This window comes from Pseudomonas sp. BNK-30, assembly GCF_047456185.1.
GTDB classification, from domain to species: domain Bacteria; phylum Pseudomonadota; class Gammaproteobacteria; order Pseudomonadales; family Pseudomonadaceae; genus Aquipseudomonas; species Aquipseudomonas putida_E.
Genome location: NZ_CP179904.1, coordinates 197,918 through 216,446, shown reverse-complemented (window position 1 = coordinate 216,446; position 18,529 = coordinate 197,918). Strand labels below are relative to the sequence as shown.

Annotated in this window: 5 protein-coding genes; 2 read left to right on the top strand and 3 right to left on the bottom strand. The window is 65.2% G+C overall.

Annotation, left to right across the window (positions count from 1 at the left end; all coding sequences use genetic code 11):
• From cyoA to hmpA, 3 genes are all read right to left on the bottom strand, one after another.
• Positions 1–945, bottom strand: coding sequence for a ubiquinol oxidase subunit II (cyoA, locus tag ACMGGN_RS00980; protein ID WP_012316183.1), 945 nt, complete (start codon positions 943–945; stop codon positions 1–3).
• Positions 946–1,503: 558 nt separating this feature from the next.
• Entirely contained in the window at positions 1,504–2,010 is a 507-nt protein-coding gene (locus tag ACMGGN_RS00975; RefSeq protein WP_039601973.1) for a disulfide bond formation protein B, read from the bottom strand.
• 374 nt (positions 2,011–2,384) lie between these two features.
• Complete coding sequence (gene hmpA, locus ACMGGN_RS00970; protein WP_414156389.1) at positions 2,385–3,563, bottom strand: NO-inducible flavohemoprotein; 1,179 nt, start codon at positions 3,561–3,563, stop codon at positions 2,385–2,387.
• A gap of 154 nt (positions 3,564–3,717) precedes the next feature.
• Here hmpA and norR point away from each other — a divergent pair, with 154 nt between their 5' ends.
• Both norR and ACMGGN_RS00960 read left to right on the top strand, forming a co-directional pair.
• Positions 3,718–5,268 carry a nitric oxide reductase transcriptional regulator NorR gene (gene norR / locus ACMGGN_RS00965; RefSeq protein ID WP_414156388.1) on the top strand — a complete coding sequence of 517 codons (1,551 nt, stop codon included), beginning with the start codon at positions 3,718–3,720 and terminating at the stop codon, positions 5,266–5,268.
• 184 nt (positions 5,269–5,452) lie between these two features.
• Positions 5,453–18,496 carry a BapA/Bap/LapF family large adhesin gene (locus ACMGGN_RS00960; protein ID WP_414156387.1) on the top strand — a complete coding sequence of 4,348 codons (13,044 nt, stop codon included), beginning with the start codon at positions 5,453–5,455 and terminating at the stop codon, positions 18,494–18,496.
• Positions 18,497–18,529 lie beyond the last annotated feature (33 nt).

The following is an 18,529-nucleotide window of genomic DNA, read 5'->3' as shown; positions in this document are numbered from 1 at the left end:
TTACTCCTCTGCACCGGCAGCTGGTTGCGTACTCGATTCCACACCCGTGGTGGTGGCCAGATCTTTGCTGCCTGCTTCTTCGTGGACCGGCTTGCCGCGGTTCATGCCTTCGTACTTGTCGACGATGGTCTGGAACAGCTCCGCTGGCGCCTCGCTGTACAGCGCGACTGGGTTGTATTCGCTAGGTTTGGCCAGTGCTTCGTACTCGGCCTTGCCCAGTTTCAGAGGCGACTGCTTCACTTCGGCGACCCACTTGTCGAAGTCTTCCTGGGAAGTGGCAGTAGCCTTGAATTTCATGCCGGTGAAGCCAGCACCGCTGTAGTTGGCGCTGATACCGTCAAACACGCCGTTTTCGTTGGCGATCAGGTGCAACTTGGTGGTCATGCCGGCCATGGCGTAGATCTGGCCGCCCAGGCCCGGGATGAAGAACGAGTTCATCACGGCGTCGGAGGTGACGCGGAAGTTGACCGGGGTGTTAGCCGGGAAGTTGATCTTGTTGACCGTCGCGATGCCCTGCTCCGGGTAGATGAACAGCCACTTCCAGTCCAGTGCGACCACGTCGATCTGGATCGGCTTCACGTCCGAATCCAGCGGACGGTATGGGTCCAGCTTGTGGGTGGACTTGTAGGTGACATAACCCAGGGCAATGATGATCAGGATCGGGATGATCCACACCGCAGCCTCGATCTTGGTCGAGTGCGACCAGTCCGGGGTGTAGGTGGCAGCCTTGTTGGAAGCACGGTACTTCCAGGCGAAGGCCACGGTCATGATGATGACCGGGATCACCACCAGCAACATCAGGCCGGTAGCGATGAGGATGAGGTTCTTTTGCTCAATGCCGACCTGACCTTTCGGGTCGAGCAGGGTCCAGTTGCACCCGCTGAGTAAAAGCATGCCTAAAAAGGGCAATATGCCAAACAGTCTGGGGTAACGCTTTTTACTCATCTCACGACCTCTAGATCAGCTTGCTTCAATGCAATTTGTGTTTTGGTAGCCAACACTTCGTCCTGCCAAGTGAGGCATTTCGCGCCCGAATACGCTCCTGCCTGGGGTCCGACTGCAGGACCTTGGCTCAAGCGTGTTAGCGGTGCTTATGGTTTCGTAGGCAACAGGCCTGTACTTCAGACCAAGTCCATTTGGTGCGGGAAAACGCGGAGGGGTATCCGCCCGGTATCGCCGCTGGGCGAAACTTGACGAAGTCAGCAAAAGAAAGCGCTGGGGCTTCCTTCAATCCTGCGACTCGCAAGCAGTGCCGAACGGAAATTGGGGGCGATTGTAGTGAGGTCGCCAACCCTTGACTATGACTTATTGAGCAACAGTCTTTTACAGAATACGTAACAATACTGGTCAAAAATTCAACTTCGCGACAGTTTGTCGCACCCCGCTTGATAGGCCTCAAACCCGCATTGCGCAAGGCTTTGTGGTTGATCTGGATCAAGCGGTAGGCGACTTTTCCCTCTTCTCTGTGGGTGCAAAAGACCACAGCAAATTCGGGACTTATGTCTAAGGCTGGCGCCGATTGCGGTAGATGCCCAGCGGAACCAGGATGGCGGTCAGCACGAACGCCATCAGTGCCCATTGCGCCAGGGACAAACCGAGGATCGGCGGGTATGGCGTGCTGCAGAAACCGTCGACCTGGAATGCGAGCGGCCAGAGCTTGGCCAGCGGCAGGTCGTCGACGATCGGCTGCAGGGTATCGATACCGCAACTGACCATGGGGTTGGCGAGTATATACACATGGTTGCCGGCCGCAACGATTCCGCCAATTGCGCTCAGCACCACCAGCCCTTCGAACAACGTCAGGCTGCGCCGCCCGGGCATCGCGGCGGCGATGAAGGCAAACACGGCGATGAACAGCAGGGCATAACGTTGCAGGATGCACAGTGGGCAGGGGGCTTCGCCGAGCACCACCTGCATGTACAAAGCGCCACCGATCAGGGCGAGACAGATCACCCCCAGCAGCACCAGAAAGCGCCGTTCCCGATTCAGGCGCGATGTTTGTTCGTTCATTGCCGGTTCCTTCGATGGATAGGGGCAGCGTGGTCCACCTGCCTGGCGCAAGTCTACACGCAGGTCTGACCGTTAGCGTGTCGAGGAAGCGGCAAGACAGCACTGCGAGGGCTATCCGGAGTGGGCTTGAGACCGGCAGGCGTGACATCGGTTCAACGCCGGCCGGTAAAAAAGCGGCTGCCCGGGCGCCGCGCAGGGGCGAGCCCCTCGACACCCGGGAGTGAAGGATACAGTGATTAAAGGACGATTAACGATGAAAGATGGCTGGCGCGGTTCATCTTTCCTTTATATGCAAAGCAGCCCAGAAACCACAGGTACGCCAGCGTACCTGTGGGGGCAGGCTTGCCGGCGATGGGGTCCGAACAGTCAGCACATCACTCCAGAGCTGTCGCCGGCCCGAAGAACTCGTAGCGGCTCTGCTGCTGGGGCACACCCAGCTCTTTAAGGTAACGCTTGATCACCGCCATGAAGCTCTTGGGCCCGAGGAAGTACGCATCCACGTCACGCTCACCCGGCATCCATTCACCCAAAAGCTCCTGGCTCAACAGCCCCACCGCATTGGCGTCGTGCGAACCATCATCCTCGGCATAGCAATAAAAGCGCTTGAGCTGCGGGTGACGCTCGGCCAACCCATCGACCCAGTCACGGAACGCATGCACCCCTGCATTGCGCGCACAGTGGATGAAATGCACCGGTCGCTTGGTTTCAAGGGCCGCCTCGAGCATGGCCAGGGTCGGTGTGATGCCGACACCACCGCTGATCAGCACCAGCGGCCTGTCACTGGCGGCAAGGGTGAAGTCACCAGACGGCGGGAACAGTTGCACGGTACTGCCGACCATCATTTCATGATGCAGGTAGTTGGACACCTTGCCGCCCGCCTCACGCTTGACGCTGATGCGGTATTGCTTGCCATCGCACAAGGCCGACAGCGAATAGTTGCGACGGTGCTCGGCGCCGTCGATGAACAGCTGCAAGCCGATGTACTGGCCCGGTTCAGCCTTGAGCACCGGTTTGCCGTCGACAGGAGCGAAGTAGAACGAAACGATCTCGCTGCTTTCCTGCTCGCGGCGTACCAGGCGGAATTCGCGGGTACCGCGCCAGCCACCGGCAGCCTCTTCCTTCTGTTTGTAGAGGCCTTCCTCGGCGCCAATGAGGATCTCGGCCAACTGCCCATAGGCCGCGCCCCAGGCAGCGATCACCTCTGCAGTGGCGATCGCCTTGCCGAGCACCTCCTCGATGGCACGCAGCAGGCAGCTGCCGACGATCGGATAATGCTCCGGCAGGATCTGCAAGGCGACATGCTTGTTGATGATCTGGCCGACCAGGCCGCCGAGCTGTTCCAGCTGGTCGATGTGCCGGGCGTACATCAGCACGCCGTTGGCCAGGGCGCGCGGCTGGTCGCCACTGGCCTGATGCGCCTGGTTGAACAGTGGGCGCACTTGCGGATACTCGCTGAGCATCAATTTGTAGAAGTGGGTGGTCAGCGCCTCTCCACCGGTTTCCAGCAGCGGGACAGTGGCTTTGATGATTGCACGTTGGTCGGCATTGAGCATTGCAACAACTCCTGAGCCAGAGGCTTCGAATGGTTGCATGTGCAGTATCAGTATTCGTGCCAACCTTAAATATCAATAAAATCAGTATGTTGGCTAAGTACATGTCAAAACGACCAGGCACGGCGTATAGTCATTTGGACCAATAGGAGTCCTTATGACTGCAAAGCCGCTGCTCACCGCCCTGCTCCCCTTGGTCAGCGACCTGTCCCGTGACCTGCCCGACCAGGAACGCTACCGCCGCCTGCTACAAGCCATGCGCGGCTTGCTGCCCTGCGATGCCGCTGCACTGCTGCGGCTCGATGGCGAATGGCTGGTGCCACTGGCTGTCGACGGTTTGTCTGCCGATACCCTGGGCCGGCGCTTCAAAGTCAGCGAGCATCCGCGCTTCCAGGTTTTGCTCAGCCGCGCCGAGCCCACCCGCTTTCCCAGCGACTCCCAGTTGCCCGACCCCTATGACGGCCTGGTCAATGCCCACGACGTCGACCTTCACGTGCATGACTGCATGGGCTGCCCGCTGATGGTCGACGAGCGCCCATGGGGCCTGGTAACCCTCGATGCCCTCACCCCGGGCCAGTTCCAAAGCCTGGAGCTCGATGCCCTGCAGGCCTTCGCCAGCCTGGCAGCCGCCACGGTCACGGTGGCCGAACGCATCGAGCACCTGGCACTGCGCGCCGAGGATGAGCACCAGCGCGCCGAAATCTATCGCCAGGCCAGCGGCCAGGACAAAGAGCTGATTGGCCAAAGCCCGGCGCACAAGCGCCTGCTGGATGAAATACGCCTGGTTGGCGGTAGCGACTTGACCGTGCTGATCACCGGCGAAACTGGCGTGGGCAAGGAACTGGTGGCCCAGGCCCTGCACCAGGCCAGCCACCGTGCCAACAAGCCCCTGATCAGCCTCAACTGCGCCGCGCTGCCCGACACGCTGGTGGAAAGCGAACTGTTCGGCCATGTGCGCGGGGCCTTTACCGGCGCCCACGGTGAGCGTCGCGGCAAGTTCGAACTGGCCAACGGCGGCACGCTGTTTCTCGACGAAGTGGGCGAACTGCCGCTGGCGGTGCAGGCAAAGCTGCTGCGGGTATTGCAAAGCGGGCAACTGCAGCGCCTGGGCTCAGACCGCGAACACACAGTGGATGTGCGCCTGATCGCAGCAACCAATCGCGACCTTGCCGCCGAGGTGCGCAACGGCAACTACCGCGCCGACTTCTATCACCGCCTGAGCGTGTACCCGCTGCAGGTTCCGCCGCTACGCGAGCGTGGGCGCGATGTGCTGCTATTGGCGGGCTACTTCCTCGAACAGAATCGATCACGTCTGGGCCTGAACAGCCTGCGCCTGAGCAACGAAGCGCAATCGGCGCTTCTGGCTTACGACTGGCCCGGCAACGTGCGCGAACTGGAACACCTGATCGGTCGCTCAGCCCTCAAGGCGCTGGGCCAGCACCCGGACCGGCCACGCATCCTTACCCTGCAAGCCAGTGACCTGGACCTGCGTACCGTGGCGGGCGGGGTACAGGCACCCTCCCCTGCGCCCCTGCCGGCGCCGTCGCTGGCCGAAGGTGGCTTGCGCAAAGCTGTCGACGGCTACCAACGCCAGATCATCGATGCCTGCCTGCAGCGCCATCAGGACAACTGGGCCGCCGCCGCCCGCGAACTGGGCCTGGATCGCGCCAATTTAAACCGCTTGGCTCGGCGCCTGGGCCTGCGCTAGACGCGTTTCCTACCAAAGGATTAACCCAGAAAGCCTCTGGTTGCTTTCCGTTGGGCTGCTATATCTCCCTTACCACCGGTAACAGGGCCGTTATGCGACCGGGCTGCGTGCTACTGCACAAGCGGTTGCGCCAGCAGGATCGCCAACGGTGTCCCTGTGTGCCGCACACCAGCAGGGAGCATCCATGGACAACATCGTCGTCGCCGACAAGCAAACCACCGTCGCCACCCAGAATGCCTGGGGCAATATCACGCTCAACAGCCCAGGCGTGGTGCAAATGCCCGTTGCGCCTGACCAGGTGGCAACCGTGACCCGTCGGGGTCAGGACCTGATCGTCACACTCAAGTCAGGGGAAAAGGTTACCGTCGGCAACTTCTTTGCCGTGGACCAGGCGGGTGTCGGCAGTGACATGGTCTTCGTCGGCGAAGATGGCACCCTGTGGCACGCCAACTACGATGCCGAAGCCTTCAGCGGTTTCACCTTCGAGGAAGTCGCCTCGCTCGATGAACTGGTCGCAGGCATCGGCGGCGCTGGCAGCGAAACCCCGACCTGGGCGATTGCCGGGCTGAGCCTGCTGGGCGTTGGCGGCGCAGCCGCCGCCGCAGGCAGCGGTGGTGGAGGCGGTAGCAGCGGCGACGGCTCTGCGCCAGGCGACACCACGCCACCCGCCACGCCCATAGACCTGCTGGTTTCGCCCGATGGCCTGCGCCTGACTGGCCGCGGCGAGGTCGGTGCCACGGTGAATGTACGCGATGGCGCCGGCAACCTGATCGGCAGCGGCACGGTGGGCGCCGACGGTACGTTCGACATCAGCTTGAACTCGCCCCAGGTCAATGGCGAAAGCCTCAATGTCACCCTGACCGGTCCGTCGGGCAACACATCGCAGGCCGGCAACGTGGTCGCGCCAGACACCACCGTGCCGCAGGCCGCCACGGAATTGGCGATCAATGCGCAAGGCACGGCCGTGACCGGTCGTGGCGAAGCCGGCAGTACTGTGCAAGTCCGGGATGGCGCAGGCAATGTAATTGGCACCGGCACCGTAGGCGCCGACGGCACCTTCAACATCCCCCTGAGCCCGCCCCAGATCAACGGCGAAAACCTGGGGGTCACACTCACCGATGCTGCGGGCAATGCCTCGCAGCCCGCAGCACTGACCGCGCCGGACGCGACGGCGCCTGCATCCCCCTCCGAATTGGCCGTCAACCCGCAAGGCACTACCGTTACCGGCCGCGCCGAGCCAGGGGCCACCGTGCAAGTGCGAGCCCCCGACGGTACCTTGCTCGGCACCGCGGTAGCGGGTGCCGACGGGCTGTTCAGCGTTGCCCTGCAACCCCCGCAAACCGATGGCCAGGCGCTGCAAGTCAGCGCCCGGGACGCCGCCGGCAATACCTCGCCAGCCACCGCCATCAACGCACCGGATGATGGTGTTGGCAACCCGCCCGACACCACAGCCCCCAATGCCCCCACCAACCTGGTGATCGGCTTGGCGGGCCGGCAACTCAGCGGCCGCGGCGAAGCCGGCACAACCGTGCAGGTGCGCGATGCACAAGGCAACATTCTGGCCACCGGCGCGGTCGGCGCAGACGGCACCTTCCAGCTCACCCTGACACCACCGGTGAACGACGGCAGCCCCCTGCAAGTGGTGCTTACCGATGCAGCCGGCAACGTGTCCCAGCCGGGCACTGTGACCTCGGCGGACCTGCAGCCACCCGCACAACCGTCCGACCTGGCCTTGGCTGACGGCGTGACCCTGACCGGCCGTGGCGAGCCTGGCGCTACCGTGCAGGTCCGCGACGCCAACGGCGCGGTGATCGGCACCGGCCAGGTTGGCCCTGACGGCAATTTCAGTCTCACCCTCTCACCCGCCCAGGCCAACGGCCAGGCGCTGGACGTACGCCTGGTCGATGCGGCGGGCAACGGCTCAGCGCCGCTTCAATTCGATGCACCGGACGTGACCCCGCCTGCTGAAGTCAGCACGATCGTCGTGGGCAATGGTGGCCTGACCCTGAGCGGCCGTGGCGAAGCCGGCGCCACCGTAGAGGTGCGCGATGCCAATGGCAACTTGATCGGTACCGCCGTGGTCGGCGCCAACGGCACCTTCCTGATCGACCTCGACCCGGCCGCACAACCCGGCGCGCAACTGAGCCTGGTGCAGACCGACCCTAGCGGCAATGCGTCCGAAGCGCTGCCGTTCGAGGTACCGCTGACACCGGCACCGGACAGCCCCAGCGACCTGGTGATCGCCGCCGATGGCACCACCCTCACCGGCAATGCCCCGGCCGGCAGCCGTGTCGAAGTGCGCGACGCCACCGGCGCGCTGGTCGGCAGCGTCGTGGTCGGCGCCGAAGGCACCTTCACCGTTGTACTCGCCCCGGCACAAGCCAACGGCGGGCTGCTTGACGTGAGTGCCATCGATGGCAGCGGGGCGTCCTCCTTGCCTGCGCAGGTCACGGCGCCCGATATCACAGCGCCAGCGATCCCGAGCGAACTGGCTGTCAGCCCTGAGGGCAGCGTCGTTACCGGGCGCGCCGAACCGGGCAGCACCGTGCGTGTACTCGCCGCCGATGGCATCACGGTACTGGGCAGCGCCGTGGTCGGTGCGACCGGCGCCTTCAGCATCACCCTCGACCCGCCCCAGGTGGATGGCGAGCAGCTGCAAGTCACCGCCACCGATGCCACAGGCAACGCCTCGACAGCAGGCAACGTCACAGCTCCGGACATTGACACCGGTGGCGGCGATACCACGCCACCGGCGCCGGCCAGCAACCTGGCCATCAGCGCCGATGGCCGTATGGTCTCAGGCCGTGGCGAAGCTGGCGCAACGGTAGAGGTACGGGATGATCAGGGCCAGGTGATAGGTACCGCTACTGTGCTGCCAGACGGCACCTTCACCCTGCAACTGACCTCGCCAGTGATTGACGGCTCGTCACTGCAGGTGACCCTGACTGATGCTGCGGGCAATACCTCGCCCCCAAGCCCACTGACAGCCCCAGACCTGGTGGCTCCGGAACAACCCACCGGTCTGACCCTGAGCGCGGGGGAAACCTTGGTCGGCAGCGCCGAACCCGGCGCCCGTATAGAAGTGCGCGACGCTGACGGCATCCTCATCGGCAGCGGTATCGCCGGGCCTGACGGCAGTTTCAGCCTCACCCTCGACCCGTTGCAAGCCAATGGCGAAGCCTTGGCCATCAGCGTCATCGATGCCGCAGGCAACAGCTCTGCGCCCCTGGGCTTCACCGCCCCGGACATCACTGCCCCGGCAATCATCACCGGCGTGGTGGTGGGGGCTGGCAGCCAAGTGATAGCAGGTCGGGGTGAAGCCGGCGCCACGGTGCAAGTGCGCGACGCCGACGGTAATGTGATCGGCACCGGTACGGTGGCCTCCAATGGCACCTTCCTGGTTGAGCTGGACGCCCCGCTGAACGCGGGCGAAACCATCGTGCTGCTGCAGAGCGATGCAGCCGGTAACCCATCGGCCGACCTGAACGTCATCGTGCCGCAGACGCCGGTACCAGAAAGCCCGGCCGGGCTGGTAGTGGCCGCCGATGGTTCCTCCGTCAGCGGCACCGCTCCGGCAGGCAGCCTGGTGGAGGTGCGCGACGCCCAAGGCAATGTGCTGGGCAGCGTGCAAGTGGGCAATGATGGCAACTTCACCGTCGGCCTCGACCCCGCTCAGGCCAATGGTGAGCTGCTCGATGTGGTGGCCCTGGACGCCGACGGCAACAGCTCACTGCCGACCCAGGTCGGTGCACCGGATATCACCCCGCCAAACCCGGCCAGTGACCTGCAACTGAGCGCCGATGGCGCTACCCTCACTGGCCGCGGTGAGCCTGGGGCCAACGTGCAAGTCAGCGATGCCCAGGGCACGGTGCTGGGCACTGCCGTGGTCGGCGCGAACGGCGTCTTCACCCTCACACTGACACCGGCCCAGTCCGATGGCCAGATGCTCGACGTGGTACTGCGTGACGCTGCGGGCAACACCTCGACCGCAACCCTGACCGCGCCGGACCTGGACGGGCCTCTGCAGCCTTCCGGGCTGGCCGTCGACAGCGCTGGCCTGCACCTGACCGGCCAGGGCCAGAGTGGCTCGATCGTCACGGTACGTGCGGCGGACGGTACCGTGCTGGGCACCGCGACAGTCGGCGCCGACGGGCGCTTCGATGTCACTCTCGACCCGCCACAGCGCAACGGCGAAAGCCTCACCGTGGAGGCCACCGACAATCTCGGCAACAGTGCCGGCCCGGTCGACTTCACCGCCCCCGACAGCACCCCACCGCAAGTTGTCGGCAACCCGAGCATCGACGACAGCGGCACCACCGTTACCGGCACTGGCGAACCAGGTGCCACGGTGATCGTGCGCAGCCCCGACGGCGCGGTGCTGGGCAGCGTCGAGGTGGCCGGCGACGGCACCTTCGAACTCACCCTGGCCCCTCCACAGACCAATGGCCAGGCCTTGACCGTTGAACAACGCGACCCGACCGGTAACGTGTCAGCAGCGGTCGACCTGCCTGCTCCGGACAACGAGGCGCCCGACACCCCCATCGGCCTGGCCCTTTCCGCCGATGGCACCGTGGTTACCGGTAGCGGCGAACCCGGCGCGCAAGTGCGCGTCACCGGCACTGGCGGCGCAGTATTGGGCACCGCCGTGGTGGAGGCCGACGGTAGCTTCCGGGTAACCATCGACCCACCGCAACTCAACGGTCAGACGCTGTCCGTCACCCAGGCGGACGCGGCGGGCAACACTTCCGCTGCCGACACTGTCACTGCCGACGACCTCGAAGCACCGCAACCAGCACAAGGCCTGGGGCTGAACGCAGATGGCAGTGTGCTGAGCGGGCAAGGTGAGCCAGGCGCCACCGTAGAAGTGCGCGATGCCGGCGGGCAACTGCTGGGCGATGCCCAAGTGCAGCCCGACGGCAGCTTCACCGTGACCCTCGCCCCACCCCAGACCAACGGCGAAGTACTGTCGGTGGTGCTTGTCGACGGCGAGGGCAATACATCGCCATCTGCCACCTTAACCGCTGACGATACAACCGGCCCCGCCGCCCCTACCGGTCTGCAAGTCAGTGCCGATGGCACAGCGCTGCAAGGCAACGGCGAGGTGGGCTCCACCGTAGAAGTGCGCAATGCCAACGGCGACCTGCTGGGCACGGTCGTGGTCCCGGTGGGTGGCAACTTCAGCGTGCCGCTGTCACCGGCCCAACTGGATGGCCAGAGCCTCGACGTCACCCTCACAGATGCCGCCGGCAACACCTCCACCGCAGCCCAGGCCACTGCGCCGGACCTTACACCCCCTGCACTGCCGACCGATGTCAGCGTCAGCCCGGATGGCACCACTGTGACCGGCAACGCCCCCGGGGCCAGCTCGGTCACGGTGACCGACCCCAATGGCACTGTCGTCACCGTTGCAGTGAACGGCGATGGCAGCTTCAGCGTGCCGCTGGATACCCCGCTCACCAATGGCGAGACCCTGACCGTGGTGGTCAGCGACGCAGCCGGCAACGACTCTGGCGCATCGAGCGTCACCGCGCCGGATACCACCCCGCCCGCTGCGGCGACCGACATCACGGTCAGCCCGGATGGCGGCTTTATCGGTGGTACGGCCGAACCCGGCACCACCATCATCGTTCGCGACGGCACCACTGACCTGGGCACCGCAACCGCCGGGCCGGACGGCACCTTCGTTGTCGAAGTCGACCCACCCCTGGTTTCCGGCGACACCGTGCAGGTAGTGGTCCGAGACGACGGTGGCAACGAGACCACGGTCGACGTGGCCGGGCCAGACGGCACCGAAGTCGCTACACCAACCGCCCTGACCATCAGTGCCGACGGCTTCCTCCTGACGGGCGAAGGCACCGTGGGCTCGCTTATCACCGTGACCTCCGGCGGCACCACACTGGGCACCGCGACGGTCGGCAGCGACGGCATCTTCCGAGTGTTCTTCAGCGACGCCCAGCTCAATGCCCAGACCCTGCAGGTCAGCGCACGCCTTACAGCCGGCGGTAAACCCTCGGTACCGGCCACCATCGTTGCAGAGGACAGCACCGCGCCGGATGCCCCCACCCAGCTTGCCCTCGACCGCAGTGGCAGCACCCTTATCGGCAAGGGCGAGGTGGGCGCGACCGTACGCGTGGTGGATGCCCAAGGTACCGAGCTGGGCACTGCCACCGTTGGCAGTAACGGGTTGTTCAGCGTCAGCCTGACCCCCCCGCAAGCCAATGGCCAGAACCTTACCGTTACCCAGAGCGACGCCGCGGGCAATACCTCGCTCGCCGCAACCTTGCAGGCGCCTGATCTGCAAGCGCCTGATGCTGCCACCGGCCTGAGCCTGAACAGCGCGGCAACCGTAGTCAGCGGCCAGGGTGAGGCGGGCGCGACGGTGACCGTACGCGATGCCAGTGGCGCGATACTGGCCACAGGTACCGTCAACCAGAGCGGCCAGTTCCAGGTCACCCTGCCAAATGCACAGACCACCGGCAGCGCCTTGCAGGTCACCCTTAGCGATGCCGCTGGCAATGTGTCTGGCCCGGCGAGCCTGGCAACACCGGACCGCACGCCCCCGGCTGCGGTCGACAACCCGGTGCTCAGCGCCGACGGCAAACAGCTGTCAGGCAGTGGTGAAGCCGGCGCCACCGTGCAGGTGCGCAACGCTGCCGGCACCGTGGTCGGCACCGCGACCGTGGGCGCCGATGGCCGGTTTACGGTCACCTTCGATACCCCACAGGCAACCGGCCAGGCCATCGGCGTGAGCCAGGTGGATGCAGCGGGTAACACTTCCCCTGCTGTCACCCTCAGTACAGCCGACCTCACCCCACCAGCCCCACTGACCAATGTGGTGCTCAACAACAATGGCCTGACCCTCACCGGCCTGGGTGAAGCGGGTGCCAGCGTGACCGTGCGCGGCCCCGATGGCACCATCATTGGCACAGGCGTGGTGGCCGCCAACGGCAGCTTCACCCTCACCCTGACCAGTGCGCAACTTGACGCCCAGAACTTGAGCGTGACCCAGACCGACGCAGGCAACAACACCTCGCCTCCTGTTGCAGTGACTGCGCCGGACCTCACCCCACCAGCGGCGCCAGCCGACCTCGCCCTGGCCAGTACCGGCCTGCAGTTGAGCGGCAGCGCCGAAGCAGGCAGCACGGTCACTGTGCGTGATGCCGCAGGCAATATCCTGGGCACCGCCGTGGCCAGCAGCAATGGCACCTTCCAGGTCACCCTGAGCAGCGCCCAGACCAACGGCCAGACCTTGCAGGTTACCGCCACAGATGCCGCAGGCAACGTGTCGCCTGCGGCACCTTACACCGCTGCCGATACCACACCGCCCACCGCCGTCGCCAACCTGGCCGTCGCTGCCGACGGCGCCAGCCTTACAGGTACTGGCGAAGCCGGCGCCACGGTCACCGTGCGTGCGCCCGACGGCACCTCGCTGGGGACCGCCACGGTCGGCAGCGATGGCCGTTTCACCGTAGCGCTCAGCCCTGCAGCCACAGCCGGCGAAAGCCTCAGCGTGACCCAGGCCGATGCCGCGCAGAATGCCTCGCCGGCACAGACTGTGACCGCGCCGGGCAACCTGGCACCGGACATTCCGGACAACCTGACGCTCTCAGCCGATGGCCTGGTGGTTACCGGCAATGCATCCCCAGGTAGCACCGTCAATGTGTATGGGCCTGACGGCGTGCTGTTGGGCACTGCGCCAGTGGGCAATGACGGCAGTTTCACGGTCAACCTCGACAGCGCCCAGGCCAACGGCGAAGTCTTGCAGGTCAATGCCGTGGGCACCGATGGCAGTGCTTCGCTGCCTGCGACCCTGCAGGCACCGGACACCACCGCCCCGCAACCGCTGACCAACCTGGTGCTGAGCAGCGACGGCCTGACGCTCACCGGCCGCGGTGAACCGGGCGCCACAGTGGCCGTGATCGGCGAAGGCGGTGTCGACCTGGGCACTGCCGTGGTCGATGCCAGTGGCAACTTCAGCATTGACCTGAGCACCGCACAGATCAATGGCGAACAACTCAGTGCACAGCAGACCGACGCCGCGGGCAACGAGTCCGACAGTGTCAGCCTGACTGCGCCCGACCGTGTGGCACCTGATGCTGCCGGCAACCTGGCATTTGCCGGCGGCGGCAGCCTGCTCAACGGTACCGGCGAGGCCGGCAGCACCGTCAAAGTGCTGGCTGCCGATGGCAGCACACTGGGCAGCGCAGTGGTCCGCGCCGACGGTACCTTCCAGGTCACCCTCAGCGCACCACAGGCCAACGGCCAGCAGGTGCAGGTAATACTGACCGATGCCGCCGGCAACCAGTCCGACCCCAGCGCCATCATTGCAGCCGATACCACCCCACCGGCCGCCCCCACTGAGCTTGCGATTTCCAGCGACGGGGTTACCCTGACCGGCCGCGGCGAGCCCGGCGCGCAGGTCAGCGTCAGCAACGCGCAGGGCGACGAAATCGGTACGGCAGTGGTCGATGCCAGCGGTAACTTCACCGTCACCCTCAACCCGGCGCTGGGCAACGCCGAACTGCTCAGCCTCAGCCAGGCCGACGCAGCCGGTAACGTGTCGGCAGTCGCCACGTTGCAAACGCCTGACTTCACGCCGCCGGCCATCCTCACCGAGGTTGACATCAATGCCGATGGCAGTGTGGTCACCGGCCTTGGCGAACCAGGCGCTACCGTCACAGTGACCAATGCCGCAGGCGTACTGCTCGGTACGGCCATTGTGCTCGCCGATGGCAGCTTCTCGGTGGAACTGGCGCCAGCCCAGATCAACCAGCAAGTGCTGTCGGTACAACAGGCCGACCCACCCGGCAACATCAGCGCGCCGGTCACGATCGATGCACCCGACCTCACGCCACCGGCACCGGCAACCGAACTGCGCCTCAATGCTGCCGGCGATCAGCTCAGCGGCGTCGGCGAAGCAGGCACCACGGTAAGGGTGTACCTGGGCACCACTGAAATCGGCACCGACACGGTGGGTGCCGACGGCACCTTCGTGGTCGATCTCAGCTCGCCGCAGCTCAATGGCCAAAGCCTTCAGGTAACCCTGACAGACGAAAGCGAAAACGTATCGCCCAACAGCTCGGTCACCGCGGTCGATACCACGCCGCCGGCCGCGGTTGTCGCGTCGCTCAACGACAGCGGCACCCAGCTGATCGGTAGCGGCGAAGCGGGGGCACGCATTACGGTGATGAACGACCGTGGCGACATGGTCGGCCAAGGCGTGATCGACCCTGACGGCACCTTCGTGCTTGACCTGACAACCCCACAGATCGACGGCCAGGTACTGACCGTCGTCGCTCAAGACGTCACCGGCAACCCCTCCGCGCCATTCGAAGTGACCGCACCGGACTTGGTGCCACCAGCGCAACCTGCCGACTTGGCGCTGGACCCGACGGGCACGCTGCTGATCGGTAGTGCCGAACCCGGCAGTACCATCACCGTGCGTGGCCCGGACAACATCATTGTCGGCACCGTCCAGGCCACCGAAGACGGCACCTTCAGCGTGACGTTGAGCCCGGCGCAGAACAACGGCCAATTGCTGACCGTGGTCGCCACCGATGAGGCGGGCAACGCCTCGCTGCCAGCCACCTACCAGGCTGCCGACACGTCACCACCTGCTCTGGTCACCAACCTGGCAATCAATACCGACTACGACGTGCTGACCGGGCGCGGTGAGCCTAACGCCACAGTGACTGTCAGCCTGGCAGGCAATGTGATTGGCACCGGCGTGGTCGATGCCAACGGTAACTTCTCCATCGAACTCGAACCCGCACCTGGCTCGGTCGCGACATTGGCTGTGACCCAAAGCGACGGTACCAATACCTCGGCAGTGCAGACCTACATCACCCCGCTTATCCCACCACCAGCGCCCCCCACCAATGTGGTGCTGAACGCCGATGGCCTGACCCTCACGGGTAACGCCACCAGCGGGGCGTCCATCCGTGTCTATGACGATGAGGGCAATTTGATCGGCACGGGTGCAGCGGACCTCAACGGCGACTTCAGTCTCCAGCTCGACAGCGCCCAGTTGAATGGGCAATCGCTCTCGGTCACTGCCGTGGCTCTGGTGGGCGGTGAATCGCAGCCGGTATTCGTGCAGGCAACCGACACCACGCCGCCGGCCAACCCGGTGGTCACGGCGCTGTCCGCCAATGGCCTGGTGCTTACCGGGACCGGTGAAGCCAATGCCACGGTCACCGTGCGTGATGCCAGTGGCAATGTGCTCGGCACCGGCGTGGTCAACGCTGGCGGCGTGTTCAGCATCAACCTGGCCAGCGCGCAGCTCAACGGCCAGGTACTCGGTGTGACGCAGGTCGACGTTGCACAGAATACCTCGGGCAGTACCAGCTATACCGCACCGGACACACAGGCGCCGACTGCACCGACCAGCCTTGCCGTGACCGGCGCAGGCACCGTACTGACCGGCGTCGGCGAGCCCGGCGCGACAGTCACCGTTACCGGCCCGGGCGGTCCGTTGGGCAGCGCCGTGGTACAACCCGACGGCAGCTTTACCGTCACCCTCACCAGCACGCAGAACGACGGGCAGTTGCTTACCGTGCGTCAGTCCGATGCCGCCGGCAACCAGTCCGGCAGCGCCAGCATCACAGCACCGGACACCACGCCACCCGCCGCGCCAGTGGCCGCCATCAACGCCAACGGCACCACGGTAAGCGGCTCTGGCCAGATCGGCAGCACCGTCACCGTGCGCAACACTGCAGGCACCGTGCTGGGCACCGCCATAGTGGGCAGCAACGGCCTGTTCGTGGTCAGCCTGGCGGCGGCGCAAATCGACAACCAGGCCCTGACTGTCACCTTGACCGATGCCACCGGCAACACCTCGACCGGCACCGCACTGACCGCTCCAGACCTCACCCCGCCAGCGCTCGCCAGCAACCTGGTGATCAGCGCCGACGGCAGCACCCTGACCGGCAGCGGCGAGCCTGGCGCCACGGTCACGGTGCGCAGCTCCACCGGCACGGTCCTGCAAACCGGCACGGTGCAGCCCGACGGCACCTTCTCCGTAACCCTGACCCCTGCCCAGGACAACGGTCAGACACTGTCGGTATCGCTCACCGACCCACGCAACAACGTCTCCGGCAACGTCAACATCACTGCGCCGGACGTCGACGCCAACGCACCGGTGATCGCCAGCGACAACCTGGCCACCGCCACCGTCAACCTGGCACCGGTTGTCGCCACGCAGACCTACACCGACAGTTTCACCACACTGCTGGCGGGCTTCAGCAAGACCTACACCTGGACCGTCGACGCCGGCACCACGGCGGACCCGACCCTGACGCTGACCACCAGCAGTGCCCTGGCCCTGCTCGACAACGCCACCTTCACCCTGCAGGTAAAAGACGCGTCCGGGGCCTGGGTGACTTTGGCTACCGGTAACAGCCTGGGCCTGCTAGACCTGATTCTGCTTCCCTTGGGCCAGGGGGTGCAGGTCGACATCGGCGAACTGCAGGCCGGTGAATACCGCCTGACCGTAGGCAGCGGCGGCATCGGCCTGGTGACCAACGTCACCACCACGCTGGACATCGAAACCTCCAGCCTGACCGAGTTCACCGGCACCGGTACCCCCACTACCGGCAACGTCATCACCGACCCCGGTGTCGACGGCACCACCGACGCCCGTGGCCCGGACAGCAGCGCCGTGCTGCAGGTGCTCAAGAACGGCAGCTACGTCACCGCCGGCAGCGCCACCGAAGTGCAAGGCCTGTATGGCACCCTGGTGATCCGCGCCGATGGCAGCTACACCTACACGCCGAACGGCACCCCGTCCAGCGTCGGCAAAGTAGACGTGTTCAGCTATCAACTGGTGCACGGCAACGGCCTGACCGATGTCGCCAACCTCTATGTGCGGATCGACAGCCCGCAAGCCACGGAGGTCTGGAGCGACAGCAACCTCAGCGCGCCCGCCACGGTGGTCGATGCCGTCAACGACATCGACAGCACCAACATCAGCCTGGCAAACCGGGTGGACACCGGCAGCGCCACACTGGGGACGCTGTCCCTGCCGCTGATCGGCTCGCGGCAGGCGGTCTATGACACCAGCGTTGCCGCCGATACCACCGCCAACCTGCAAGTGGTGCTCAACTCCGCCAACCTGCTAGGCCTGCTCAACGGCACCACCATCGCCCTTTACAAACTCAACACGGCTACCGGCCAGTACGTGCTTGTGCAGTCTGTGCCCGGCAGTTCGCTGATCAGCCTGCTCGGCGGCGGCTCGGCCTACACCTTCCAGAACCAGGGCCCAGGTGCCTACGAGATCCGTGTCAGCGCAGGTGGCATCGGCCTGCTCAGTTCGATCACTACCAGCCTCAACACCACCACCACGTATACCAACGAGTTCGTGGTCAGCGGCTACACCCCAGTGACCGGCAACCTGTTGACCGACACCGCCGGCGGCGGTGCCGACAACCTCGGTTCGACGCTGACCGTGCTCAGCGTGCTGGTAGCGGCCAACACCTACGCCATCCCCGGTTACAACGGCGTCAGCGTGACCGGCACCTACGGCACGCTTCTGGTGAACGCTGACGGCAGCTACACCTATACCCTCAAGGAGGGCCTGACTTCGGCAGTTGTCGGCCAACAGGACACTTTCACCTACGAACTGACGCACCCCAACGGCACCACCGATACCGCAACGCTGACCATCAACCTGGACAACGCTGCCGGGCTCACCGCGACCACTTCGCTGCTGGCTGACAGTGGCGACGAGGGGGCGGCCCTCGCAAGTGTTGCCGCGGCTGCATCCACCGAGGTGATTGCCGGCACCGATGGCAATGACCAACTCGATGGCAGCCAGGGCGGGCAGATCAGCCTGCAAGGCGGCTCCGGCGACGACACCCTCGTGGTGGTGGATCAGGCCTTTGCCAGCGTCGAGGGCGGCAGTGGTACCGACACCCTGCTGTGGGGCGGCGGCGATGCCAGCATCGACTTGGGCTCCCTGGCCGGGCGTGTCCACGATATCGAAATCATCGACCTCAACGACACCAGCGGGGTGACCCTGACGCTGAACCTGGCGGATGTGGTGGCCGTCACAGAAAGCGGCAGCAGCACGCTGCTGATCAAAGGCGACGACAAGGATTCGGTGCACATGACCGATAACTGGAACCTCACCGGCAGCCAGAGCGCCGACGGCATCGACTATAACCAATACACGGCCCAGGAGGATCCGAGCCACCACCTGTGGGTGCAAAACGGCATTCATGTCGTCTGAGGCCGCAGTAACCCGCCGGGCGCCATGCCCGGC

Coding starts and splice junctions, on each gene's coding strand:
- cyoA (WP_012316183.1), bottom strand. CDS start 945: ATGAGTAAAAAGCGTTACCCCAGACTGTTTGGCATATTGCCCTTTTTA.
- ACMGGN_RS00975 (WP_039601973.1), bottom strand. CDS start 2,010: ATGAACGAACAAACATCGCGCCTGAATCGGGAACGGCGCTTTCTGGTG.
- hmpA (WP_414156389.1), bottom strand. CDS start 3,563: ATGCTCAATGCCGACCAACGTGCAATCATCAAAGCCACTGTCCCGCTG.
- norR (WP_414156388.1), top strand. CDS start 3,718: ATGACTGCAAAGCCGCTGCTCACCGCCCTGCTCCCCTTGGTCAGCGAC.
- ACMGGN_RS00960 (WP_414156387.1), top strand. CDS start 5,453: ATGGACAACATCGTCGTCGCCGACAAGCAAACCACCGTCGCCACCCAG.